This window comes from Sandaracinaceae bacterium (assembly GCA_016706685.1).
In the GTDB taxonomy this organism is placed as follows: domain Bacteria; phylum Myxococcota_A; class Polyangia; order Polyangiales; family Houyiibacteriaceae; genus JADJJE01.
Window position 1 is genome coordinate 457,281 of sequence record JADJJE010000002.1, and the last position, 23,512, is coordinate 480,792.

The following is a 23,512-nucleotide window of genomic DNA, read 5'->3' on the forward strand; positions in this document are numbered from 1 at the left end:
TCTCGGTCGGCCTCCGTCTCGGTCTCGGCCTCCGCCTCGGTCTCGGTCTCGGTCTCGGTCTCGGTCTCGGTCTCGGTCTCGGTCTCGGTCTCGGTCTCGGTCTCGGTCTCGGTCTCGGCCTCGGCCTCGCCCTACCCGACGGTGTACACCTCGGTGCGGTTTCGTCCGTTGCGCTTCGCTGCGTACAGCGCCTGATCGGCGGCGCTGATCAGGTCGTGTGGGTGCTCGACGGGTACCTGTGGGGTGGCGGCTACGCCCACGCTGATGGTGATGGGGATGATGGTCTCGTCGAACGAGAACTCGTACTCGGCGATGAGCTGGCGGATGCGCTCGGCGAAGGCGCGGGCTGCGGCCATGTCGAGGCCGCGGCTGAGCACGGCGAACTCTTCGCCGCCGTAGCGGGCGAACACGTCTTCGCGGCGGATCATGGTGCTCACCCGCTCGGCGAAGGTGGCCAACACCGAGTCGCCGGCCAGGTGGCCGTGCGTGTCGTTGACCGGCTTGAAGTGGTCGATGTCGAAGAGCATCAGGGCCACCGGAGTGCCGTGGCGCTTCGAGAACGCCACTTCGCCAGTGAGCCGCTCGTTGAAATACTTCTTGTTGAACGCCCCGGTCAGGCCGTCACGCAGCGCGGACTCCAGCATCTGCCGCTGGAACTTCTCCTCGAGCGCGTCGTGGTAGCTGAACTTCAGGATCGTTGTCGTTCCGATCTGGATCTTGTCGCCGTCCTGAAGGGCGTGGAAGCGCACCTGGTGACCATTCACGAACGTGCCGTTGGTCGAGTTGTTGTCCGCCACGATGACGGTCTCGCCGCGGTTGATGATCTTGGCGTGCAGGCGCGAGATCTCGTTGTCGGGCAGCAGGATGGTGGCCTCGCTGCCGCGTCCCACGGTGGCCTCGCCCGGGGGCAGCCGGTACATCTCCCCCACGTTGGGGCCCGCGATGACGATGACGTAGGCGTTCTCGCGCGCGGCGGCGGTCGAGATCTGGGCGGCGATGGCGGTGGGGTCACCGACCATGGTGCGCTCGTCCGAGAAGTCGTCGTTGCCCATATCGGTCAGTGTATCCGTTATTTGTGGCCGAATCTACTTTCAGCCGCGCCCGACAGCGACACTGGACGAGCACCGCGTGAACGAGGGTTCACGGCACACGGGCGGAGTGTGCACCGGCGCAGCGCGTGCTTCCTTCTCTACGAGCGCTGCAGCCGAGGACGGGAACTCACGCCATCCGCACATTCACGCTATCCTTGGGTTCGGACTCCCTGGCTGGCTGCTCTCTGCCGGAGCTGGCACGGATCGTGGATCCCCTCGAGACTACCATGCGCCAAACGTACGCTTTGATGTTCGCCCTCTTCGTCACGGCCGCCTTCACCTCGGGCTGCCGGTCCGAGAACTACTACTGTGACGCCGACGGTTGCTTCCTCTGCGACGGGCTCGGCTGCCGACCGGTGGAGGCCCCGCCCCGGCCGGACTGCAATGGCGACTACGAGTGCCCGGACGGGCGCTTCTGCACCGACATCGGCTGCGTGACCGAGTGCACGGGCGACTCGGACTGCCCGCAGGGCACCGAATGTCGGGATGGTGTGTGTCTGAACCCGACCGAGCCCGAGCCGGAGCCGAACCCCGGCACGTGTACGCGCAACTCGGACTGCCCAGCCGGCAACAACCTCATCTGCGTGGACGGCGTCTGCCAAGTGGACAACACCTGCGGCGCCACGGGCTGCGAGTGCTCCGACACCGTGCCGTGTGCGACCGGCTTCAGCTGCGTGGACGGGAGCTGTCGCGCCGACGACTCCATCTGCCGCTTCAGTCACGAGTGCGGCACCGGGCGCATCTGCGTGAACGGCGAGTGCCGAGAGGGCTGCGAGGACAGCACCACCTGTCCCACGGGCCAGACCTGTGAGAACGATGTCTGCGTGGACCTCCCGCCCGTGGACGAGTGCGCGGACAACACCGACTGCGGCGCCGGTGAGATCTGCGTGGACGCCGAGTGCGTGACCGGCTGCACCAACGACACCATGTGCGGTGCCGAGGAGTACTGCCTGGGTGGCATCTGCGTGTACGACGACCGCCCGCAGCCCTTCTGCTCGTCCAACGCGGACTGCCAGCCCGGACGTCCCTGCGTGGGTGGCGTGTGCCGCACGCCCTGCGAGACCAGCATGGAGTGCCTCAGCTTCGACGTTCAGTTCCGTGTCTGTCAGAACCTGTTCTGCGTGACCAACAACGAGGCCACCTCCAACTGCGAGCTCAGCCAGGACTGCTCCACCGCTGGAGACACGTGTATCGACGGCGTCTGCCGCTGACACGCTAGCTGCCGCGAGAACCTACGAGCGCCGCTCACCCACACGGGTGCGCGGCGTTCGCGCTTTCGGAGCCCCAACCGCCGGGGCACGTGTTCGGGTCGGCGTCAGCGCTCAGGCCAGCGACTCGGGGTGCTCGAGCGCGTCCAGCACCGCGTAGGCGAAGCTGGCGCCCACGTGGCCGTCGATGACGCGGTGATCGAAGCTGAAGCTCAGCATCATGAGCTTGCCGGGCACCACGGCGCCGTGCCGGATGACGGGCTTGTCCTTGATGCGGTGCACGCCCAGGATGCCTACCTCCGGGTAGTTCAGCACGGGCGTGGCCAGCAGGCCGCCGAGCTTGCCGAGGCTGGTGACGGTGAAGGTGCTGCCCGAGAGCTCGTCCGCGCGCAGCGTCCCAGCACGGGCGCCTTCGGCGAGTCGCTCGATCTCGCGCCCGATGGCGAGCAGGTCTAGGCGCTCGGCGTTTCGGATGACGGGCACCAGCAGGCCCGCCTGGGTGGCCGCAGCCACTCCAATGTGGAGCGCGCTGCGCGTGACCAGCTCGTTGCGCGCCTCGTCGAGGTAGCTGTTGAGCATCGGGTACGCGGCCAGCGCTCGCGTCACGGCTTGGATGATGAAGGGCAGGTAGGTGAGCTTCACCCCCGCCTCAGCCGCCTGCGGCGCCAGCAGGTCACGCCGGGCCAAGAGCGGGCCCACGTCCAGCTCCTCCACGAAGGTGAAGTGCACGGCGCTGCGGGCGGAGGCCTGCAGGCGATCCGCGATGCGCCGCCGCATGCCCACGAAGGGCCGCCGAATGTCGCCAGCGTCTGCGGTGGTGGGCGCCGGCACCTGGGCGTGTCCACCGGCGCCGCCATCTGCTCGATGGGCAGCCGTCGCGGCCTGCGCGCGCACGTCGCTGTCCTGCACGCGGCCCTCTGGACCAGTCGGCCGCACCGTCCGCAGATCCACGCCCAGCTCCTTGGCGAGCGCGCGGACGGCGGGCGTGGCCTGCGGCTTGGCCTCGAAGTAAGCACCCCCTGCGGCCGGGACGTCGGCGGCCGCGGGCTTCGGGGCACTGTTCCGCTGGAAGTAGCCGGCGCCTGGGAGCACATCCCTCAGGTCGCCCACGGCGGTCGCCGCGGGGCCCTCGCTCTCGATGGCGGGGGCCTTCGCCGTGCTCGCCGCACCGGCCGCGTCGGCTTCCAAGAGGCCGATCACGATCAAGACGTCGCCCACCTTGGCCGTCTCGCCCGGCCCGAAGCGCAGCTCGCGCACCCAGCCGCTGCGCGGCGCCCCGATGGTGACGGTGGCCTTGTCGCTCATCACCTCCAGCATGGGGGCGTCTTCGGTGACCGTGTCGCCCACGGCCACGTGCCACTCCACGATCTCGCCCTCGGTCATGCCCTCGCCGAGGTCGGGCAGCTTGAACTCGAACTGTGTGCTCATGGTCTTCCTAGAAGCCGACGGTCTCACGCAGCGCCGGCACGATGCGCCGGGCGAGCGGAAGGTAGTCGTCCTCGAGCGCGTAGGGGAAGGGCGTGTCGAAGCCCGTGACGCGCCGCGGCGGCGCCTGGAGGTGCACGAACGCGTGCTCGCACACCAGCGACACCAGCTCGGCGCCGAAGCCACACGCCCGCGGTGCCTCGTGCACGATGACCAGCCGGCCCGTCTTGCGCACGCTCTCGAGGATGGTCTCGAGGTCCAGCGGCCACAGCGTGCGTGGGTCGATCACCTCCGCCTCGATCTGGTCGTCGCCCGCCACCTGCTCGGCCGCGGCGAGCGCCTCGTAGAGCATGGCGCCCCACGCCACCACGGTGACGTCCGTGCCGGGGCGCACCACCGCGGCCTGGCTGAGCGGCACCTCGTACGGGGCCGTGGGCACCTCCATCTTCACCGCGCGGTACACCCGCTTCGGCTCGAAGAAGAGCACCGGGTCGGGGTCGTTGATGCTGGCGCGCAGGAGGCCCTTCGCGTCGTACGGGTTGCTGGGGCAGACCACCTTGAGGCCGGCCGTGTGGATGAACAGCGCCTCGGGCGACTGGCTGTGGTAGAGGCCGCCTTTGATGCCGCCCCCGAAGGGCGTGCGCACCACCATGGGCACGGTGTACTCGCCGCCGCTGCGGTAACGGTACTTGGCGGCCTCGCTCACCAGCTGGTCGAAGCCCGGGTAGATGAAGTCCGCGAACTGGATCTCGGGGATGGGCTTGAGGCCGTAGAGCGCCATGCCGATGGCGGTGCCGAGGATGCCGCTCTCGTTGAGTGGCGTGTCGATGACGCGCTCCTCGCCGAAGGCCTCGTGCAGCCCCTGCGTGACGCGGAAGACACCGCCCACGCGGCCCACGTCTTCGCCCAGCACCACCACGTCCGGGTCCGCCGCCATCTCTTGATGGAGCCCGGCGTTGATGGCCTGCACCATGTTCATTTCCATCACGTGGTCCCTCGAAGGTGCCATGGGGTGTGCGCGTACACGTCTTTCCGGAGCGTGTCGAGCGCAGGCTTCGGGCGCTCTTCGGCCACGCGCAGGGCCTCTGTGATCTCGGCCTCGACCGCATTGCGCAACGCCTCGTCCGCCCGCTCGTCCAGCTCTCCCGTCTCGAACAGCGCGCGCTGCATGCGTGCGATGGGCTCCTGCGCCATGGCCGCCGCCACCTCCTCGTCGCTGCGGTAGAAGCGCGGGTCGTCCGAGCTCGAGTGGGCATCGAGGCGGTACGTCACCAGCTCGAGCAACGTGGGCCCTTCGCCCGCTGCCGCAGCCTCGAGCGCGTCACGCGTGGCGCGGTACACCGCCAGCGCGTCGTTGCCGTCCACCTGCTCCCCGCGGATGCCGTAGGCCACGGCCTTGCAGGCGAAGCCATCCGACGCGGTCTGCTTCGACGCCGGCAGGCTGATGGCGTAGCCGTTGTTGCGGCAGGCGAAGACCACCGGCGCACGCCACACGCCCGCGAAGTTGAGCGCGGCGTGGAAGTCGTTGCTGCTGGTGGCGCCGTCGCCGAAGAACACCAGCGCCACGTCGTCTTTGCCCTTGAGGCGCGCCGCGTAGGCGATGCCCACGGCGTGCGGGAGCTGCGTGCCGATGGGCGCGCTCACCGAGAGGCAGCGGTGCGCCTTGCTGTGGAAGTGGTCGGGCATCTGGTGACCGTGGGCCGGGTCCGCGTCGTTGCCGAACATCTGGTCGAGGTAGGCCGACAGCGGCGCCCCTCGATACAGCAGCGCTCCGAACTCGCGGTAGCACGGCACCAGCCAGTCCTGCGGGCGGAGCGCAGCCGCGGCGCCCAGGATGGCGGCCTCCTCACCACGGTGCCCCACGTGGAAGCCAATCCGCCCCTGGCGCTGCAGCGCCATCAAGCGCTCGTCGAGGCGCCGGCTGAGCAGCATGGCCCGGTAGAGGCGCAGCTTGAGCTCCCGCGGCACCTGCGTGGGGAGCTCGCTGGTCTGTCCACTCGGGGATCGCCGCCTCTGCCATGCGCGCTCGTCCAGGCTGGTCACGCGCTCGTTGGCGGGGACAGAAGCAAGGTGACGGGCTCGGGGCATGGGGACCTCCTGTGTGGGTGGCGGTGTCGGTCAGGGCTCGCGTACGAGCGGCAGGCGCGGCTTGCGACCGTAGCGGTCGGCGCTGGCGGTGCCCTCGGTCTTCAAGACTCCATGCAAGAACGCCTCGGCGGCGCGGTAGCTGCTGCGCACCAGGGGCCCCGAGGCAACGAAACGAAAGCCGAGCTCGCGGCCCGCAGCGGCGTAGGCGTCGAACTCGTCGGGCTCCACGTAGCGCACCAGCTCCGCGTGCTTGGGCGTGGGGCGCAGGTACTGGCCGATGGTCAGCACGTCCACATCGATCTCTCGGAGGGCCTGCATGGCGGCGAGCATCTCTTCTCGGGTCTCTCCGAGGCCCACCATCAGCGAGGTCTTCGTGATGGCACCGGCCTCCTTAGCCCAACGCAGGACGCCCACGCTCTGTTCCCACGAGCAACGCACGTCGCGGATGGTGCGCTGCAGGCGCGGCACCACCTCCACGTTGTGGGCGAACACGTCGGGCTGCCCGTCACGGATCAGCGTGTCCACGTCGCGGCGCACACCCTGGAAGTCGCCCACCAGCGTCTCCACCAGCAGGTCTGGGCAGCGCTCCTTGATGCGGCGCACCGTCTTCGCCACGTGCGCCGCGCCGCCGTCCAGTAGGTCGTCGCGGTCCACCATGGTCATGACCACGTAGGCGAGGCCCATGCCCTCGAGCGCGCGCGCGGTGTTCTCGGGCTCGCGCGGGTCCGTGAGGCCGCCCGGGTCTCCCGTGTTCACGGCGCAGAAGCGGCAGCCGCGCGTGCACGTCTCGCCCAGGATCATGATGGTGGCGGTGCCCTGGCCCCAGCACTCGAAGATGTTGGGGCAGCGTGCCTCTTCGCAGACCGTGTTGAGGTCCCGCTTGCGCATCTCGTCGCGCAGCTGGTTGAACTGCGCCTGCTGCTCTCCGGCGGGCAGCCGGACACGCAACCAATCGGGCTTTCGGGCGGGCAAATTCATCGGGTGATTTCAACGTAGGCTGTGGGCCGGGGGGCGTCAATCAACGCGGCGCGGGCTCGACCCCGGGGAGCGACTCGGGCACGCTGCGGAGCCGGCCCGGGTGACGGGTCCACGGCTCCGCACCATGAACGACCGGTCCCTGTTTCCAGCACTGCGGCGCGCGCTCTGCACCACGCGAGGCATTGGCTTCGGTGCCTGCGCGGCGTTCCTCGTGGTGGTGGCAGGGTGTGGGCCCGACGCCGAGACCCCCTCGGCTCCCGCGCCCGAGGGCGTGGCGCCCACGGCGGCCCCCGCGAGTCCGGCTCCGGGTCTGCAAGAAGCTCCTACAGCGCCTCGCCCAGCAGCCCTCCCGCCGGCACCCCCGGCAGACGTTCGTCCCGTGGGCCCCTATCAGGCCGACCATGGGCGAGACTGCGACGGCTGGCCGCGCCTGGCGCTCGAGACGCCGCCCTCGACCTGCGTAGGGATCGTCGCGCACGCCACACACCCGGCCATCGCGGCGGCGGGGCCTCGCTTCAGGCCGCGCTCCATCGTGCAGGACCCGGCGCGGGACGACGTCTTCTGGATCATCGACGGAGGGGCTCAGCGTGACCACGCCGGCCGCGTCTTCCGGCTGCGCACGGCGCTGCGCCCAGGCGAGCCGCCTGCCGTGCACCTGGTGCTCACGCGCCTCCACCGGCCGCACGGAGGCCGGGTGGGCCCCGACGGGAAGGTCTACGTGGGGGAGGTGGACGGTATCTTCCGCTTCGACCCCACCGCGGTGAACGTGGCCATCGACGGGCTGCCGCCCGCGCCGCCGGGGCCCCAGCCCGTGGTCGCGGTGGCCCGCGAGGCCGTGGTCAGCGGGCTCGCCACCCAGCTGCGCCGCGAAGACCGCATTCGCTACCACCCGCTTAGCGCATTCGTGTTCACGCCAGGCGGGGACCTGATCGTGAACCGCGGGTCGTCCACGGACCGCTGCCTCGAGTCGTTGCCGGCCGCGCGCTGTGAAGACGAGGCCGACGACCTCGCGTCGCTGGTGCGCTACGCCTACTTGGGCGCGGGGCGCTACGCCACGGAGCCCGAGGTGCTGGCCCGCGGGCTGCGCAACTCGGTCGCGCTCGTGGCTCACGCGAGCGGCACGCTGCTGCAGGGGGAGAACGGGGCCGACTTTCAAGAGGCCGACAGGCCGCACGAAGAGCTCAACGTGATCGTGGCGGGTGGCCACTACGGCTGGCCCTACTGCTTCGACGCGCGCGGGCGTGACCCGTCGTGGGCACACTCGGACTTTCACTGCGACCCCGCGCGCAACCTCACCTATCACCCGCCGCTGCGCCTCCTGCCGCCGCACGGCGCGCCGCTGGGGCTGGCCTACTACGACCACCCGGCCATGCCGATGCTCACCGGCCACCTCTTGGTGTCACTGCACGGCTATCGAGCGGCGGGGCATCGTTTGCTGGCGCTGCCGGTGAACGCGCGGGGTCTGCCGCCGGCGCATGGCGGGGAGCTCACGCTGCTGGGCGGTTGGGACGCGAGCGAGCGGGGGCCCAAGGGAGCTCCAGTGGAGCTGTGGGTCGCGCGCGATGGATCCGTGTGGCTGGTGGAAGACAAGAACGGCACGGTCCTGCGCATCGCCGCGGAGACCTATGCGCCGAGCGCCGACGCGGACCCTCACGCCAGCAGCGGTGAGGTGGTGCAGCCACCGGACGCCGTGTTCGCGGGCCTGCGCACCGAGGTCCTCGGTCCGCGCTGTGGGGCATGCCACGCGTTCCTGCTCGGTCCGCCGGGCGACGCGGCGCAGGCGCTGCGTCACGAAGGCTGGCTGGCGCTCGATGGCGACACCACCGCGCTCGAGCTGCGCATCACGCGAAGGCACGAGCGGCCGATGCCACCCGCAGCGCCCCTGCCCGCAGACGAACTCGCGCGGATCCGTGCTTGGCTCGCGGGCCAACGCTAGACGTCAGGCGTCGCAGACGCGCGTCCACTCGAGCAGGATGGCCTCCTCGATGGCGTCCTCGTCGTCCGGGCTCAGGTCGCGGAAGTGCAGCTCCAGCTCCACGGCGCCAGGACCCGTGTCCACACGGCGCCCCACGTGGCCCCACACTTCGAGCGGCTCGGGGCGCGAAGGAAGCGCCAGCACCACGTGCACGCGCCGCCCGATCTGCTCCGCCCAGGGCTGCCCACGCAGCAGCGCCCCGCGGGACGTCAGGTCGCGCACTCGGTACTCGCCCACCGGGTCCCCGTCGGCGCCGAACAGCAGCGCGCTCCCACCCAGATCAACGTGGCTCGCGCTGCGCGTCGCCGACTCCACTAGCTTCGTGTGTGCCATGCCCTTGCTCCCGACGTGAGGGTTCGTTCGTTCAAGCAAGAAGGTTCCGGCGGGCCTTTGCCGGGCTCGGGTATGGTGATAACGTTATCATCTCCCTACGAGTGATGCACGTGTCATCACGGCAGTCGGGAACGGGGGTCACTATGAAACGAACAATCCGAGAGGTGCTCGATCAGAAGGGCAAGGCCGTGCATTGCGTCGAGGTCGATGCGAGCGTCATGGACGCGGTGGCGATGATGAACCAACACCACGTGGGCTCGGTCTTGGTGTGCGACCGAGAGGTGTGGGTGGGCATCTTCACGGAGCGCGACGTCCTCACGCGGATCGTGGCGCCGCGCCGGGACCCGGACACTACGCGGGTCCGTGATGTCATGACACCCGAGCTCTTCACGCTCACGGCGGAGCACGACCTGGGCGATGCGATGGAACTCATGACCACACGCCGCTGCCGTCACGTGCCCATCGTCACGAAGGGGCAGCTCGACGGCCTGCTCTCGATCGGCGATGTGACCAAGGCGCTGCGCGTGCAGCTGGTCAACGAGCTGCACGAGCTGGAGACGTACATCGCCAGCCCGTACGTCTCCTGAGCGGTCGGTCATGGTTCTAGTGGCCAATCCCGCGGCCGGCTGATACCAAGCGGCATGCGAATCCGCTTCGTCATCTTGCTGGCCCTTTTGGGGCTCACGAGCACCGGTTGTGCGACCGAAGAAACCCAGCGCGTCGCGCCGGGAGCGGCTGCCGCGTCTCAACCCGGCGAGGCGGCGCCGAACGTCCCGGGTCCCGCTGCCCCCCAGGCGGGAGCCCCGGGCGACCCCTCCGTGCCGCCCGCCCTCGACCCCAATGGCGCACAGGTTGCCGTGCAGGGCGCCACGGGGACCGTCCAGAACACCCGCACCATGGAAGAAGTGGGCATGGCCATCGAGGCGGCCATCGCGGCTGCTGCGGCGATTCCGGCCAACGGCGACGACACCTGTGCCATCTCGTACCGCGGGCTGGAGGCGATGGTCGATCAGCTCCACCGCACGATGCCCGACCAGCCCACCAACCCGCTGCCGCCGCGTGACGCGTACCTCGAGATCTGCCGCGAGCTGCCTCAGGAAATGCAGCAGTGCCTCGTCATCGCCCACGCGGTGGATCACCAGGACGAGTGTGAGCGTGCCAGCGCCAACCTCGACCCCGCGCTCCGCGCTCGCATGGAAGCCATGATGGGTTCCGGCGCGGCGCCCGCCCCCTGAGCCGCGCGCCCTCGCTCAGGCCGCGACGACCATGTTGCGGCCACCGTGCTTGGCGGCGTAGAGCGCCTTGTCGGTGATGTCGAAGAGGCCCTCGGGAGTCTTCGCGTGCGTGGGGAAGGTGGCCACGCCCAGCGACGCGCGTACCTGCAGCTTGCCGTTCTCGGTCTGGAAGACCGTCTCGCCCAGCTCCTCGCGGACGCGCTCGGCCAACAGGATCGCGCCGTCGGTGTCGGTCTCCTCGCACAGCACGCAGAACTCCTCGCCACCGAAGCGCGCCACGAGGTCGGTCTCGCGCTTCACGCGCATGAGGATCTGCCCCAGCTCGCGGATCACCACGTCGCCCGTGGCGTGACCGTAGGTGTCGTTGACGCTCTTGAAGTGGTCGATGTCCGTGACGATCAGCGACAGCTTGCGGCCGAAACGCTCGGCCGAGCGCACGCGGCGATCGAGCTCGTCCAGGAACGCGCGCTTGTTCAGGCAGCCCGTCAGGCCGTCCGTGGTGGCCATCTCCTCGAGGCGCGCCACGGCCTTGGCGTTGCTCAGCGAGACCGCTAGCTGGTTGGCCAGCACCTGCAGGGCCGGGCGCACGGCGTCCCCGAAGGCGTCCCTACGCCGCGCGGCGAGGGCCAGGGTTCCGATGGCGTCCTCGCGCACGATCAGCGGCAGGATCAGCAGCGAGTCCATGCCGCGCAGGTTCTCGCGCCGCGTGTAGACCGTCTGCTGGCGGGGGTCGAAGTCGCCGCGGTACGGCAGGTAGTGGTGGTTCTTGACCGCCATGGCCGTCAGCGAGTTGTTGTCGCGGAAGGTCAGGTTCTGGAACTCGTCCGCGTGCACTCCCACGGCCTTGCGCACCGTGTGGCGGCGTGAGTCGGCGTCGTAGAGCGTGATGGCCGCGAATTCGTAGGGCGCGATCTGCTGCGACGCCTCGAGGCCCGCGTCGATCACGGCGGCTTCGTTGAGGGCGGCCCCCAGCATCTGGGACGCGCTGAACAGGATGCTCTGCTCGCGCTTGCCTCGCTCGAGCTGCACGAAGACGCGCTCGTTCTCGAGGGCGCGCAGCACCTGGCGGATGGCGCTCTCGAACACCTCTTCTTCGCGGGCGCTGAAGGGCCTGTCGGCCAGGCGGTCGCCACAGAGCACACCACGCACCTGGTCACCCTCGCGCACCGGGACGCCGATGAACGCCTGAATGGGCGCGCCGTCGGCGTAGTACGGGAGGCCCTTGTAGTTGGGGCGAATGTGCTCGAGGTTGGTCGTGATCTGGCGGCGCACCACCGCGCCCAGCGCTCCTTCGCCGGCCGCGAATGGGCCCTCGGCGATCTCGTCGGCGTTGGTCACCAGCTCCACGATGCGCAGCTGCTCGCCGCGCTCGTCGAGCATCAGCAGCACGCAGGTGTGCAGGTCCAGGCTGCGGTGCAGCAGGTGCAGCACGTGGTAGAGCGCGTGGTGCACCTCCTCCACGGAGGACTGGAAGAGGCGCTCCTCGTCGTGCGCGCGCCCGCTGGCGGGGGCCACCAGGCGGAACATGCGCGACTCCTCGCGGACCTTGGCCTTGTCCTCGTCCAGCGCCTTGATGCTGCGCTCGCGCACCCGAGCGATCTCGACGCGCGTGAACATGAGGTTGAGCGCGCCGAAGAAGACGATGAAGACCGCGTGCAGCACGAAGGGACGGGCGCTCGCGTGGTCCTCGGTCATGAACCAGATGGGGGCCTCGAACAGCAGCGCCACCAGCACCAGGCCGTGCCCCATGGGCTTGCGCGCGAACGACGCCAGGAACGCGACCACCACGTAGACCAGCGGATAGAGCGGCCCCTCGAGCCCGCCCATCAGCTGCACCAGCGCGTGGCTGGCGATCAGCAGCAAGAGCCCCAGCTCGAGGTCCAGCCGCACCCCGCGCCCCTCGGTCTCGATGGCCTGGCTGCGCAGGGACGCGCGCTGCGCGAACAGCGCCAACCACAGCACCGAAGCCGCCGCATGTTCCAGCCCCATGGAGTCGGGGCCACCCTGAAAAGCGCCGAGCCAGACCACACAGCCGAGCGCCAGCGACGCGATCAGCACCGCGCTCGCACGGACCGTGCGCCGGAGGGAGAGCGCTGCCGTCACCATGCTCGACATCAGACGGCGGTGGTACGTCGGCGGCAGGCGAACGGGCAAGAAACCGACGGAGACCGAGACGGAGACCGAGACCGAGACCGAGACGGAGACCGAGACGGAGAGACCGAGTCCGAGACGGAGGCCGTGGCCGAAGGCCGAAGCCGGGACCCCGCCCGTCCGCGACCGTTCACCCGCGGTGCTGATAGCGGTGTGTGTCAAACGAGTTGTCGCCTGAATCTTTAGGCGGCCTTGCCCACCGTGGGTGAGACGGTGATCGCGGGCCGGTCCGGGTTGAGGTGGACCACCGAGGGGCGGTCCCACGGACGGACGTTGCGTGTCCAGCGCTCGGGGTGCTTTGCGTGGGCCTGTTCGTAGACGAGGCGGCGGTGGGCGAGGATCGGGAGGTCGGCGCCCACATGGCGAGCCTGCGGAGTGACGAAGCCGATGGCGGAGTGCAGGTGGTCGTGGTTGTACCAGCGCACGAAGGCCTCGATGGCAGCGACGGCTTCCTGCAGGGGCTGGAAGCGACTGGTGTGGTCGGGGCGGTACTTCAGAGTGCGGAAGAGCGCCTCGATGAAGGGGTTGTCATCGCTCACGCGGGGTCGACTGAACGACGACACGATGCCGAGGGAGGTCATCATCGCGAGCATGGTCGCGCCCTTCATCGGCGAGCCGTTGTCCGAGTGCAGGACGATGCCCTTGCTGGTGACGCCGAGCTGGTTGCAGGTGGCTTGGAGGAGCAGCGCGGCGAAGTCGTCGGACTCCTGCTCGTTCACGCCCCAGCCCACGATCTTGCGGCTCCACACGTCGAGGAAGACGTAGAGATAGAAGAACTTCCCGCGGACCGCAGCGGGAAGGTACGTGATGTCCCAGCAGAGCAGCTGGTTCGGGCCCGTCGCCGCGCGGGCCTTCGGGCGCTTGTTCGTGCGCGCCTTCACGGGGCCACGATGCGTCTTCAGGCCGTGCTCCTCGAGCACCCGGTACATGGTGGACTCCGAGCACAGGTAGTCGCCCTGGTCGGCGAGGCGCGGCACGATCTGCCGCGGCGAGAGGTCGCGCATGGCCTCGCTGGTGGCGACCTGCACCACCTTCGCGCGCTCCGCCTCGCTCAGCTTGTTGGCCGGCGGCGTCTTCGACCCGTGACGGCGGTCGTCGCCACCCTGAGGCCCCTGCTCGCGCCAGCGTTGGAGCGTCCGCGCGGGCAGCCCGATGACCTCACAGGCCTCGCAGGCGCGCTCCGGAGCGGACGGCTTCGTCGACGAGGGAGAGGATCATTTGCCGCGCCTCCCGATGTGTCGTCGTCCTCGTCCCCCCAGAGCGCGTGGACTTTTTTTGCCAGCACCAGCAGCGCCGCCGTCTCCGCCAGCGCCTTGTCCTTGCGGTTGAGCTCACGCTCGAGCTCGCGGATGCGCTGCTGCTCCTTCGTACGTGGGCGGCTGCCTCCGAGGGCGGCCAGCGCCTGCTCCCGCCACTCGGTCACGGTGGCTTCGTGCAGCCCCTCCCGGCGCAGGTACACGCCGAGCTCCGAGCCCATCAGCCCCGCAGTCTCTCGCACCACCCGGAGCCGTTCGTCTGGAGACCAGTCTTCCGGGCGGCGGGCCTCACGAGGGGGCGGCTTCTTGTCCGTATCGTTTGCCACGAGCGCCACGCTAGCCGCTTGTCGCAGCCACCGCGAGAGGGTGACCTGGGAGACTCCGCTGGTCTCCGCCAGCGCCCTCGCGGACGGCCCACCCGGCAGCATCAGCTTCTGGATCATGCCTGTTTGAACTCATTCGAATATCGACCCATCGGGTCCCTGCCTGCCTCGCCCCCGAGGTGGTGTGGTGCGGTTCCTGAGCCGGGCTATGCACCCGCCGGAGGCGACAACTCACGCTGACACAGGGGGATAGCCATCAGCGCTCGAAGCTCGAGGAGGAGCACAACGCCGGGGCCGCGGCGCCACGATCACCACCCTGACGGCGGCAGCGACTGGGCACGGGCCAGGACGGCCGCTTTCATCAGCCTGCCACCACGCTGTCTGGCGGTCGGAGCATGGGCCGCCCCCCTTCAGTGGCGTTCACGACGGCCTCGGCCTCGGACTCGGCCTCAGACTCGGACTCGGCCTCGGCCTCGGACTCGGCCTCGGCCTCGGACTCGGTCTCGGACTCCGTCTCCGTCTCGGCCTCGGACTCGGCCTCGGACTCGGCCTCGGACTCGGACTCACCGCGGCAACAACGGCAACACTTCGAACCGTCGGGCGTCGCGGCTCTCGGTCTCCTCGGCCGGGGTCCACGACTGGTCCGCCTCGAGACGAAACGAGCCTTCGAACGCGGCGGGGGCCCGCGTGCCCCAGTCCTCCGGGGACAGCATGGAAAAGAACAGCTCGCCCTGGTCGTCGCGGTAGAGGTGGTACGTCTGCCCGGGCTTTCGGCGGAACGGGCAGCGGGCCGCGTTGAGGCGCAGGTCGCGCTCGGCGTCGCGCAGGACCGCCTCGGCCTGGGCGCGGAGGCTGCGCATCTGCTCGGCGATCAGCTCGAGGCGCCGCGTGGTGACCGCGTTCACCAGAGCGTTCGAGGACTCCACGCGTGCCGCGAGGTCCTCCATGTGGAAGGCGGGAGCCAGACGGCTGACGGGGTAGGGCGAGCTCGCCTCGCGTCCGCGATGCCGCTCGTCGGAACCCTTGTCTGCCCGAGCGCCTTGGTCGTCCATCACGAAGAGGTAGCGTGCGCTCGCCGCAGAAGCAAAAGCTGGCGAAAACTGGCGCTGGCCGGCGTGCAGGGCACACTCCGCCCATGTCCGAGGACGACGAACCGCTCGACGCAGAAGTTGCGCCTGCTCCGCGTGCCAAGCGCAGCCAAGCGCCCGCGTCCGAGACCACCTTGCCCGGGGCGAGCCAAGACGTGGTGGTGGACCTTCAGCGCAGCCTCACCTGGCTGCTGCCGTTCGCGATGCTGGTGTGCGCCATCGTGGCGGTGCCGCTGCGCATCCTCGCGGAGGAGGGTCTGCCCCGCTACCGCGCGCTCCAAGCGGAGCAGGTGGACCTGGACGCCCAGAACGAGCGCATGCGTCGCGAGGTGCGCGACCTCCAGCGCGAGGTCGAGGCGCTGCGGTCGGACCCAGGGGCCATCGAGCGCATCGCGCGCGACGAGCTGGGGATGGTTCGCCCGGGCGAGGTCATCTTCCAGTTCAACGAGTAGGGGCTGGCGCAGACGGGTCGCGGTCCAGCTGCCCGAAGAGCGCCTCGATCAGGGCGCGGTCGACCGGGCCGGTCTCGTCAGGGACGGCCAGCGCCGCGGACAGGGCCAGCGCCAGCGCCTCGCTGGGCGCCAAGCGCAGCACCACGTCGATGGCCGCGCGTGCGCCCTCACGGTCGCCCACCGCCGCCAGGAACATCGCGTCGTGGAAGCGGCGGTACAGCACCTGCGCGCGCGTCTCGGGGTCCAGGTTGGGCCCCGCCTCCGCCAGCAGCTCCGTCCAGAGCGCTTGCTGTCCCGCGCGGCCCTCTTGGATGTCGGTGTCGGTGGCGCCGCCAGCCAGCACCCGCACGTAGAGCCCCTCGGGGGCCAGTGTCTCGTAGAGCGAGAGCGGCACGCGCGCGTCCAGCTCGATGAAGAGCGGACGCTCCGCCGCGAGAGACTGCAGGTCCGGCTCGCGCAGGTCCCCGGTCAGCTCGAGCCCTGCAAAGAGCTGCCGCAGCTCGGGCGCTTCGGACAGCATGCGCGCCGGCAGGTTGGGGTAGTGCATCAGCGGCATCGGAACGAACGTCACGTCGGGGCGCAGCCGCTCTTCGCCGAGCGTGCCCATCACGCGGAACACCGTCTGCGGCGAGTAGAGCAACACCACTGCGCCCGTGGGCAGGTTGCGCACCAGCGCGTCGTCGAACCGGTCGGCCACGTCGAAGCGCGCCAATGAGGCCTGCTCGTGGTGGAGCGGTATCTGTACCAACGATCCACACGCGAGCAGAGCCACCAGCGCCAGCGCCGCGCGGGGCCAGCGCTGCTCGATCAGCCCGACGACGACTCCCACCCCGGCCGCGCCCAGCAGCCCGAGCGCCATGAACGCGGGCAGCAGGTAGCCGAGCGCGTCGGGGTTGTCCCGCACGAAGCCGAGCCAGGCGCGTCCCGCCACGAACACCAGCGTGACCAGCCCCAGCAGCACGCCCAGCCGGCGCGTCTTGGTGAAGCGCGTGAGCACGTAGAGCCCCAGTACCGCCGCACAGAGCCCCAAGGGGTGCAGGTCCAGCAGCAGCTGCATGATCACGTCGGCGAAGCGCTCGCCGAGCGGAAGGGGCACCCCGTCACCCTGGTTGCCTTGGAAGGCGGCGGCCGACACCACCCAGTAGAAGCGCCCCGGAGACGTGGGGTCGCCCAACGTGAGCAGGGGATCCCGCGCGGCGCGGATGGGCAGGTAGAGGTAGAGCATGAGCCCCGCGGCCACCAGCGCGGCAGCCTGGGCCAGCGGGCGCGCGCCACGCGCCAGGACCACCCGCGCCATGGTGGGGGCCAGCGCAGGCAGCAGCAGCAGCGCCAAGAAGTGATGCGTGGTGAGGGCCAACCCGAACGCCACTGCGGCCACGCGCACGGCGTGCGTGTCGCGCAACGGGAAGCGCGACTCGATGTACACGGCGCGCTCGAGGATCAGGGCCGAGAGCGCGGCCTCGAGCGCATAGACCTCGGGACGCACGCCCTGGAACCACCACGAGTACGTGAGGACCGTGAAGAGGGTGGCGCCCAGCGCGAGCACGTCCGAGGTGGTCTCGCGCAGGCCGAGCGCATCCAGCACGTGCCGCCCCGCGCGCTGCATGAGCGCCGCCGCCGTGGCTGCCGCGAGGGCACACACCAGGGCCACCCGAAACGCGAGCGGCCCGAGGGGCAGGATGCGCGCGAAGCTGAGCGTCAGCCCGGCCAGCGGGTGCCCCGGGGGGTGCGAGATGCCCAGGTCGGACGCGACCGCCACGAACTCCCCCGTGTCGAGCCAGTGCGCCACGCCCGAGCTGGTGCCCACGAACACCGCGAGGGGCACGGTGCCAGCCGCAAAGGTGGCCACCCAACGGGGGAGGGGAGCGCGCATCGGCGCGATGATGGGCCGCGCCGGGTGAGCGGGTCAAACGCCTGCGTGGACCCGGGGGCGCTCGTCTCGCCCGTGCGGCGCGCCTCGGCTACGTTGGCGCGTGGCCAAACCCCCGCCCAAGACCGCACCCAGCACCAACGCGGCGCCTTTCCACAGCCCGTTTGCCGCGCTCGGCGGGCTGCGGGATGCACTGCCTGCCCCGGCCGAGACGCCCGTGTCCGACGTGTCGGAGGCCCCGCATCCGGCCAGCGCCAAGCCTGCGGCACTGGGCAAGCTGGTGCTCCAGCGTGAGAAGAAGGGGCGCGGCGGGAAGACCGTCACGCGCGTGCGCGGCCTCCCCGCGAGCGAGCTCGACCGCTGGGCCACCGACATGAAGCGGGCGCTCGGCTGCGGCGCGAGCGTGGAGGACGGCGAGGTGATCCTGCTCGGCGACCTCGTCAGCCGCGCCGCGGACTGGCTCGAGGCCCGCGGCGCGTCACGGGTGGTGCGCGGCAACTGACGCACGCCCACCGTGTGCGCCTCGCCGAGGGCGCGCGCGCCACGAGCAGCCCTTCACCAAATGGCGCGCACCCGTGCGTTGAGGGTGTCGATGAAGAGGATGTGCGACCCCCGCCACGCCTCCACGCCCTCGGGCTGGTCCACACGCGCGCTGCCGGCCGTCGTGCCGTCGCCCATGAAGCCACCCATCCCGCTCACGCCCGCGATGGTGGTGATGACGCCTCCCGTGATCCGCCGGAGCCGGTCGCGGCTCCGCTCCGCGATCACGATGGAACCATCGCCCAAGGCGGCGACCGGTCCGAGCTCGAGGTCCGCGGAGAGCGCGCCGACACTTTCTCCGGTCGCGTCCGCACCGCCGCCAGCAACGACCGTGAAGCTCCCGTCCGGCGCCACGCGGAGGATGGCGTACCGGTTGAAGTTGCTGATGTGCGTCAGCACATACACATCAACCGATCCTGGGATGGGGGCCACATACTTCACGAGGCCGCTGACGAGGAGCGTGCCCGACACGTCACCCCCCGTGATCAACGTTCGGATCACGCCGGCTGTGTCGATGTACCGCACGGGGAGGCCCCCTCCGCCACTCTCGGGTGTGAGGTACACCACACCCGTGTCGCTCACCGCCAGGTCCACCACATTGTTGAGAGTCGCCAGCGTGGCTTGGTCCCCGTCACCGGTGTAGCTGCACGTGCCAGTCCCAGCGACGTGGTCGAGGAGGCCACTCGTGAGGTCCACGGACCAGACTCGGCAGCCGAACTCGAAGTAGAGGCGATTCACCGCAGGGTTGCCCGCGATCAGGATTCCCCCGATGGCCGAGAGGCCAACCGAGGTTGCTGCAGCCCCATCGCTCGCGAGTGTGAGCGAGCTGGCGCCCCCTCCCGCCAGGACGGTCGTCCGCCCACTGTTGCTGACGCGCAGGATCCGGTCGCCGGCTGTGTAGGCGAAGCTGCCATCTCCCAGCATGGCGAGCGAGTTGTACTGGCCCCCCACCGAGCCGCGCGCGTCTCTCGCGGGCCCCGGGACGCTCCCATAGGTGGTCGAGCCCGCGCCGTTGACCACCGTGAAGATGGTGCCCGCCGCCGGCGCCGTGCCCGTCAGCGCCGCCGTGGTGGAGGCCACTCCGAGCGACGCGAACTCCACCGTCTCGACGCCCAGCCCGAGGCCAGCACGCGGCGTGTACGTGACCCGACCCATCGCATCCGTGACGCCCACGTAGCCGCTCGCGTCCGAATAGTTCGCCCCCGTGCTCACGCCCTCCGTGAACATCGACACGGTGCGCCCTGCGATGGGCATCCCCATGCCGTCCGTCAGCATCACCTCGATGGGCGCGCCGAAGGGCATGTGCAGCGCCGCGCTCTGCGTCCCGCCGGACATCACCGTGAGCGTGGGGCAGCCCAGCGCGCACGAGGAGTCGTCACAGTCGGCGTCCCCGTCGCAGTCATTGTCGAGCACGTCATTGCACACCTCGGTGGCGCCGGGCTTGGCCGCGAAGGCCGCGTCATTGCAGTCGGTGCTGTTGCTCACGAAGCCGGCTGGCGCGCCGCACGCGCTCATCATCATCGCGGGGTTGCCGAACCCATCCATGTCCTGGTCGCGATACCAGACCGAGATGGTCGCGTCTTCGTCCACCGTCATGTCGCAGTCGTCGTCGGTGCCGAGCGTCGTGGTGCAGTCGTCGGCGCGGCCGGGGTTCCGCTGCGGGTTGGCGTCGCTGCAGTCGCTCCCGAGGGCCGCATGTCCGGCCGGTGCCACGCAGGCCAGCACGGCGGCGCCGGTCCCATAGCCGTCGCTGTCGCCGTCGCTGTACCAGGCAGTGGGCATCACGGCCTCGTCCACCATGGAGTCGCAGTCGTCGTTGATGCCTGCGAGCCCCGTGCACGTGTCGCTGCGGCCCGGGTTCACCGCCACGCGCGACTCGTCGCAGTCCCCCGCCGTGGCCGTGTGCCCAGCCGGCGCCGCGCAGGCCAGCGTGGCCGCGCCGGCGCCAAAGCCATCACCGTCGGTGTCGCGGTACCACGCCGTGAGCATGGCGCCCTCGTCCACCATGCCGTCGCAGTCGTCGTCCACCAGCGCCACGCGCGTGCAGTCGTCCGGGACTGCCGGGTTGCGGGTGGCGCTGGCGTCGTCGCAGTCGCCCGCGGTTGCCACATGGCCAGACGGGATGACGCAGGCCATCAGCGCCGCGCCCGCACCGTAGCCGTCGTCGTCGTTGTCGCGGTAGTAGGTCCGCGGCGCCAGGTCTTCGTCCACCGACACGTCGCAGTCGTCGTCCACCCCGATCGTCGTGCCGCAGTCGTCGGGCACGCCGGGATTCCGCGCCGCGCTGTTGTCGTTGCAGTCGCCGCCCAGCACGCTGGTGCCCACCGGCTGGGTGCAGCCCTCCATCGGCGCGCCGGCGCCGTAGCCATCGCCGTCACCGTCCGTGTAGAAGACGCGGGGGGCCAGCGTCTCGTCCGTCCGGCCGTCGCAGTCGTCATCCACGGTGGCCAGCGCGGCGCAGTCGTCGAGGGCCGCGGGGTTCACGCGGGTGTCCGTGTCATCGCAGTCGCCCGAGCGTGTCGCGGTCGCCGCGTCGCTCTGGCAGGCCACGATGGCCGTGCCCGTGCCGTATCCGTCCCCGTCGGCGTCCGTGAAGAACGAGAGCGCGTTGCCGCCTTCGTCCACGTCCTCGTCGCAGTCGTCGTCCACTTGGGGCTGACCCCCACAGGCATCCGAGCGCCCCGGGTTCGTGGAGCCGTTCAGGTCGTCGCAGTCGCTCGCGTCCAGCACGCGTCCGGGAATGACCGCGCACGAGCTGACCGTGGCGGCGGGGTCACCGAAGCCGTCGCCGTCCATGTCCGCATACCACGCGCGGTCGGCAGCGCCCTCGTCCACCATCGTGTCGCAGTCGTTGTCCCACACATCGCACAGCTCGAGCCCACCCGGCGCGATCGTCGGGTCGCGGTCGTTGCAGTCCGCGGTGGCCGCAGCGCAGGCCGCGTCCGGCACGCCATCGCTGTCGTCGTCCTCGAAGTCGTGGGCCCCGATCTTGAAGTCAGCGCGCCCACTGCAGTCGTCGTCCACCCCGTTGCAGCGCTCGCGCGCCGTGGGCGCCACGTTCGCGTCGCCATCGTTGCAGTCGCCCAGGCGAATGGCCCGGTTGGCCGGCGGCACGCACGAGTCCACCGGCAGCGCGTCGGCGCTGACCACGCCCCAGCCGTCGCCATCGGCGTCCACGTACCAGGGCACGGCCAGCGTGTGCTCGTCCGTGGCGCCGTCACAGTCGTTGTCGAGCACGTCGCAGATCTCGGGTGCCGTGGGCCGCACCGAGGCGCGCGTGTCGTCGCAGTCGCCGCTCCCGCTCGCGAAGCCCGGCGCGCCCGGACAGGCCAGCGCCGTGGACGCCGTGATGCCCACCCCGTCGTGGTCGGCGTCGCGGAAGAGTTCCACCAGCAGGCCCTCGTCCACGGTCCCGTCGCAGTCGTTGTCGAGGCCGTCGCACACCTCGGGCACGCTCGGGTTGGTGCCGCGCCGTGCGTCGTCGCAGTCCTGCCCACAGGCGGCGCCGTTGCAGCACAGCGCCGAGCTCACGCCGTCGCCGTCCACGTCGCGCTCGCCCACCGTGCTGGGGTCGCAGTCTTCGTCCACCCCCGCCCCGTCACACACCTCGGCGTTGCCCGGGAAGCGGCTCGCGTCGTCGTCGTCGCAATCGGCGCCTCCGCACACCACGGAGCGCACGCCATCGCCGTCGATGTCGGGGTTGCCGGTGCAGTCCGCGAAGCACTGCGCGGTGCTCTCTTCACACAGGCCCACGGGGCAGCCCGCGCTCACCACACACCCCAGGCTGTCCGCGGCGTCGTCGTCGGGGCTGCAGCGCTCCACGCCGTTGCAGAAGAGGCCGTCGTCGCAGTCCGCTTGGCTGCTGCAGCGCACTGCAGCGTCGCCTCCGGGGGTCACTCCACCGCCGCCGCAGGCGGGCAGCGCCATGGCCAGCGCGACCAGCGCCGCGGCCCGCATGAAAGAACCCACCCCTGAATCCCCAGAAAATGACGTGCCCAAGAACCCACCTCTTCCACGGCGTTGCTGCGCCCGCCGCCCACGTCTGTGGCCGGCGTGGTCGAGGATAGACCTTCTAGCCAGACATCAACACGGTGGATGTTTGAATAAGGAGCGAATAAGGTCGTCCACCACCGCCGCGGCGTACGTTGAGCGCCGTCCCCTCGCGGCGCGGGCGGGCGAGACAATACCAAGGGAGAACAGTCATGGTAAACGTGAAGCGGGTTGCGAGCTGGGGCCTCATGGTGGCCCTCGCATGGGGGTCTCAGGCGGACGGTGCATCGGCGCAGTTCAACCGCTTTGCGCGGTCACTCCGCTACAACAACGGGGACGTCACATCCACGCCGGTGTCGGGGCGCACCGGAACGCCGCGCGCACTGAACACAGGCACCGAGCCGCTGCCCATCGCGGGCGTCGCGTTCATCAACTCCGGCAACAATACCTGCATCGTCAAGTCGCGCACCCGGGGGCCGGGCGTAGTGTCGAACTACGACTTCGAGCGCAGCGCTCCGTCGTGCATGTCAGTGACTGCCGGCGTGGTCACCCGCAGCGTCGACGCCCCTGCGGCCACCTTCATCACGGGCCTCGAGGTCTGCCTGCCGAACACCCCGGACACCACCACCGGCGACCGTATCGCGGGGGTGCGCATCCACCTCTCGCGCGTGGAGGCCGACGGCACCGTGGTCTCCATGAACAGCAGCGAGTCGGCGGTGACGCCCGACTGCGCCAACTGGCAGCCGCGCGTGGACTGCCCCGCCAACAGCCTGGCCGTGAACGTGCTCGCCCAGACCAACCCACAGGGCGTGATTCGTGGCGGCCTGGCGCTCAGCTGCGCCGCGCTCGTCGGTCCACCGCTGCGCGCACCGCTCGATGGCACCAACTGGGGCATCAACCTCACCCCACGGGTGGTTGGCGCGGGCTTCACCGGGCCCAGTGGTGCCACGCTGCGGCGCATCGAGTCCGACGGCATCGTGCAGTCGGCGGTGGTCGGCCGTGGCTCGGACGGCAAGGTCTGCGCGGTCCAATTGGTGGTCCGCACCGTCACGCGGGGGGCGAACCAGGGCCGGGCTCGGCTCTATGGTGAGATGCTGCGTACGGGACTGTGTGCCCAAGCGGGTCAGCCGGTGGTGTGGTCGGAGCCAGGTCCCATCGAGAGCAACGACGCGCTGATCAATCGCATCAGCGCACACCGCAGCATCGCCGCACCGGGCGCGGGCACCAGCGTCTCCGTGGAGGACGGTCGCTTGGTGGTCCGGACGGCCGACGGGGCCGGGCTCGCCTACGAGAACGTGCCGCCACCGGTTCCAGGCCTCGTCAATCCCCAGGCCGACGTGACGCACACGCGTCACTGCCCGTCCGACCACGTGGTGACGGGCGTGATCCTGTACGAGGTCAACGGCGCGTACATCGACCAGAACGTCAGCTGCTCCCCCATCGACCGCCCGGCCCAGCTCACCAGCGGCACGCGCGTCCGCCCGCGCTAGCCCACACCGTCAGTCGTCG

At 70.3% G+C, this 23,512-nt stretch carries 17 protein-coding genes and 1 pseudogene; 7 read left to right on the plus strand and 11 right to left on the minus strand.

From position 1 onward, the window contains the following. Positions 1-131 precede the first annotated feature (131 nt). Entirely contained in the window at positions 132-1,052 is a 921-nt protein-coding gene (locus IPI43_05545) for a GGDEF domain-containing protein (protein ID MBK7773588.1), read from the minus strand. 287 nt (positions 1,053-1,339) lie between these two features. On the opposite strand from IPI43_05545, the gene IPI43_05550 reads away from it, so the two are divergent. Then, positions 1,340-2,302 carry a hypothetical protein gene (locus tag IPI43_05550; GenBank protein ID MBK7773589.1) on the plus strand — a complete coding sequence of 321 codons (963 nt, stop codon included), beginning with the start codon at positions 1,340-1,342 and terminating at the stop codon, positions 2,300-2,302. Positions 2,303-2,413: 111 nt separating this feature from the next. On the opposite strand, the gene IPI43_05555 is transcribed toward IPI43_05550, so the two are convergent. From IPI43_05555 to lipA, 4 genes are read right to left on the minus strand one after another with little or no spacing between them, the layout of a single operon-like run. Beyond that, positions 2,414-3,727 carry a 2-oxo acid dehydrogenase subunit E2 gene (locus IPI43_05555; GenBank protein ID MBK7773590.1) on the minus strand — a complete coding sequence of 438 codons (1,314 nt, stop codon included), beginning with the start codon at positions 3,725-3,727 and terminating at the stop codon, positions 2,414-2,416. A 7-nt stretch (positions 3,728-3,734) separates the two neighbouring features. Beyond that, on the minus strand, positions 3,735-4,712 hold the full coding sequence (locus IPI43_05560; protein MBK7773591.1) for an alpha-ketoacid dehydrogenase subunit beta: 978 nt from the start codon (positions 4,710-4,712) through the stop codon (positions 3,735-3,737). Continuing rightward, on the minus strand, positions 4,709-5,812 hold the full coding sequence (locus IPI43_05565; protein MBK7773592.1) for a thiamine pyrophosphate-dependent dehydrogenase E1 component subunit alpha: 1,104 nt from the start codon (positions 5,810-5,812) through the stop codon (positions 4,709-4,711). Before IPI43_05565 ends, IPI43_05560 begins: the two co-directional genes overlap by 4 nt. A 30-nt stretch (positions 5,813-5,842) precedes the next feature. Then, the gene (gene lipA, locus IPI43_05570) at positions 5,843-6,790 is read right to left on the minus strand and encodes a lipoyl synthase (protein ID MBK7773593.1); all 948 of its coding nucleotides are present in this window, start codon (positions 6,788-6,790) and stop codon (positions 5,843-5,845) included. 124 nt (positions 6,791-6,914) lie between these two features. Here lipA and IPI43_05575 point away from each other — a divergent pair, with 124 nt between their 5' ends. Further along, a complete protein-coding gene (locus IPI43_05575) occupies positions 6,915-8,726 on the plus strand; it encodes a PQQ-dependent sugar dehydrogenase (protein MBK7773594.1) in 1,812 nt (603 codons plus the stop codon). 3 nt (positions 8,727-8,729) lie between these two features. Here the strand turns inward: IPI43_05575 and IPI43_05580 are convergent, their stop codons facing one another. Continuing rightward, positions 8,730-9,098, minus strand: coding sequence for a PilZ domain-containing protein (locus IPI43_05580; protein MBK7773595.1), 369 nt, complete (start codon positions 9,096-9,098; stop codon positions 8,730-8,732). 164 nt (positions 9,099-9,262) lie between these two features. Here IPI43_05580 and IPI43_05585 point away from each other — a divergent pair, with 164 nt between their 5' ends. Both IPI43_05585 and IPI43_05590 read left to right on the plus strand, forming a co-directional pair. Further along, the gene (locus IPI43_05585) at positions 9,263-9,685 is read left to right on the plus strand and encodes a CBS domain-containing protein (protein MBK7773596.1); all 423 of its coding nucleotides are present in this window, start codon (positions 9,263-9,265) and stop codon (positions 9,683-9,685) included. A 54-nt stretch (positions 9,686-9,739) separates the two neighbouring features. Next, positions 9,740-10,333 carry a hypothetical protein gene (locus tag IPI43_05590; protein MBK7773597.1) on the plus strand — a complete coding sequence of 198 codons (594 nt, stop codon included), beginning with the start codon at positions 9,740-9,742 and terminating at the stop codon, positions 10,331-10,333. A 15-nt stretch (positions 10,334-10,348) separates the two neighbouring features. Here IPI43_05590 and IPI43_05595 read toward each other — a convergent pair whose 3' ends face one another. The 3 genes and pseudogenes from IPI43_05595 to IPI43_05605 form a co-directional block, all read right to left on the minus strand. Further along, the gene (locus IPI43_05595) at positions 10,349-12,448 is read right to left on the minus strand and encodes a diguanylate cyclase (protein MBK7773598.1); all 2,100 of its coding nucleotides are present in this window, start codon (positions 12,446-12,448) and stop codon (positions 10,349-10,351) included. 218 nt (positions 12,449-12,666) lie between these two features. Continuing rightward, a pseudogene (locus IPI43_05600) lies at positions 12,667-14,183 on the minus strand (IS3 family transposase). 443 nt (positions 14,184-14,626) lie between these two features. Next, positions 14,627-15,115, minus strand: coding sequence for a DUF2452 domain-containing protein (locus IPI43_05605; protein MBK7773599.1), 489 nt, complete (start codon positions 15,113-15,115; stop codon positions 14,627-14,629). A gap of 83 nt (positions 15,116-15,198) precedes the next feature. Here IPI43_05605 and IPI43_05610 point away from each other — a divergent pair, with 83 nt between their 5' ends. Beyond that, positions 15,199-15,603 carry a septum formation initiator family protein gene (locus IPI43_05610; GenBank protein MBK7773600.1) on the plus strand — a complete coding sequence of 135 codons (405 nt, stop codon included), beginning with the start codon at positions 15,199-15,201 and terminating at the stop codon, positions 15,601-15,603. On the opposite strand, the gene IPI43_05615 is transcribed toward IPI43_05610, so the two are convergent. Then, positions 15,593-17,476: a DUF2723 domain-containing protein gene (locus IPI43_05615; protein MBK7773601.1), complete on the minus strand. Its 1,884-nt coding sequence runs from the start codon at positions 17,474-17,476 to the stop codon at positions 15,593-15,595. The two genes, IPI43_05610 and IPI43_05615, sit on opposite strands and share 11 nt — an antisense overlap. Before the next feature lie 100 nt (positions 17,477-17,576). Between IPI43_05615 and IPI43_05620 the strand changes: the two genes are divergently transcribed. Next, positions 17,577-17,975, plus strand: coding sequence for a translation initiation factor (locus tag IPI43_05620; GenBank protein MBK7773602.1), 399 nt, complete (start codon positions 17,577-17,579; stop codon positions 17,973-17,975). Between the two features lie 53 nt (positions 17,976-18,028). Here IPI43_05620 and IPI43_05625 read toward each other — a convergent pair whose 3' ends face one another. After that, positions 18,029-21,982 (minus strand): hypothetical protein, encoded by a 3,954-nt coding sequence (locus tag IPI43_05625; protein MBK7773603.1) that lies wholly within the window; start codon positions 21,980-21,982, stop codon positions 18,029-18,031. Positions 21,983-22,215: 233 nt separating this feature from the next. On the opposite strand from IPI43_05625, the gene IPI43_05630 reads away from it, so the two are divergent. Next, positions 22,216-23,493, plus strand: coding sequence for a hypothetical protein (locus tag IPI43_05630; protein ID MBK7773604.1), 1,278 nt, complete (start codon positions 22,216-22,218; stop codon positions 23,491-23,493). The last annotated feature ends 19 nt before the right edge of the window (positions 23,494-23,512 follow it).

Excerpts from the sequence above, each read along its gene's own strand:
- IPI43_05555 (MBK7773590.1), bottom strand. The coding sequence starts at position 3,727 with ATGAGCACACAGTTCGAGTTCAAGCTGCCCGACCTCGGCGAGGGCATG.
- IPI43_05590 (MBK7773597.1), top strand. The coding sequence starts at position 9,740 with ATGCGAATCCGCTTCGTCATCTTGCTGGCCCTTTTGGGGCTCACGAGC.
- IPI43_05605 (MBK7773599.1), bottom strand. The coding sequence starts at position 15,115 with ATGGACGACCAAGGCGCTCGGGCAGACAAGGGTTCCGACGAGCGGCAT.
- IPI43_05545 (MBK7773588.1), bottom strand. The coding sequence starts at position 1,052 with ATGGGCAACGACGACTTCTCGGACGAGCGCACCATGGTCGGTGACCCC.
- IPI43_05610 (MBK7773600.1), top strand. The coding sequence starts at position 15,199 with ATGTCCGAGGACGACGAACCGCTCGACGCAGAAGTTGCGCCTGCTCCG.
- IPI43_05595 (MBK7773598.1), bottom strand. The coding sequence starts at position 12,448 with ATGTCGAGCATGGTGACGGCAGCGCTCTCCCTCCGGCGCACGGTCCGT.
- IPI43_05550 (MBK7773589.1), top strand. The coding sequence starts at position 1,340 with ATGTTCGCCCTCTTCGTCACGGCCGCCTTCACCTCGGGCTGCCGGTCC.
- IPI43_05630 (MBK7773604.1), top strand. The coding sequence starts at position 22,216 with ATGGTAAACGTGAAGCGGGTTGCGAGCTGGGGCCTCATGGTGGCCCTC.
- IPI43_05580 (MBK7773595.1), bottom strand. The coding sequence starts at position 9,098 with ATGGCACACACGAAGCTAGTGGAGTCGGCGACGCGCAGCGCGAGCCAC.
- IPI43_05575 (MBK7773594.1), top strand. The coding sequence starts at position 6,915 with ATGAACGACCGGTCCCTGTTTCCAGCACTGCGGCGCGCGCTCTGCACC.
- IPI43_05615 (MBK7773601.1), bottom strand. The coding sequence starts at position 17,476 with ATGCGCGCTCCCCTCCCCCGTTGGGTGGCCACCTTTGCGGCTGGCACC.
- IPI43_05565 (MBK7773592.1), bottom strand. The coding sequence starts at position 5,812 with ATGCCCCGAGCCCGTCACCTTGCTTCTGTCCCCGCCAACGAGCGCGTG.
- lipA (MBK7773593.1), bottom strand. The coding sequence starts at position 6,790 with ATGAATTTGCCCGCCCGAAAGCCCGATTGGTTGCGTGTCCGGCTGCCC.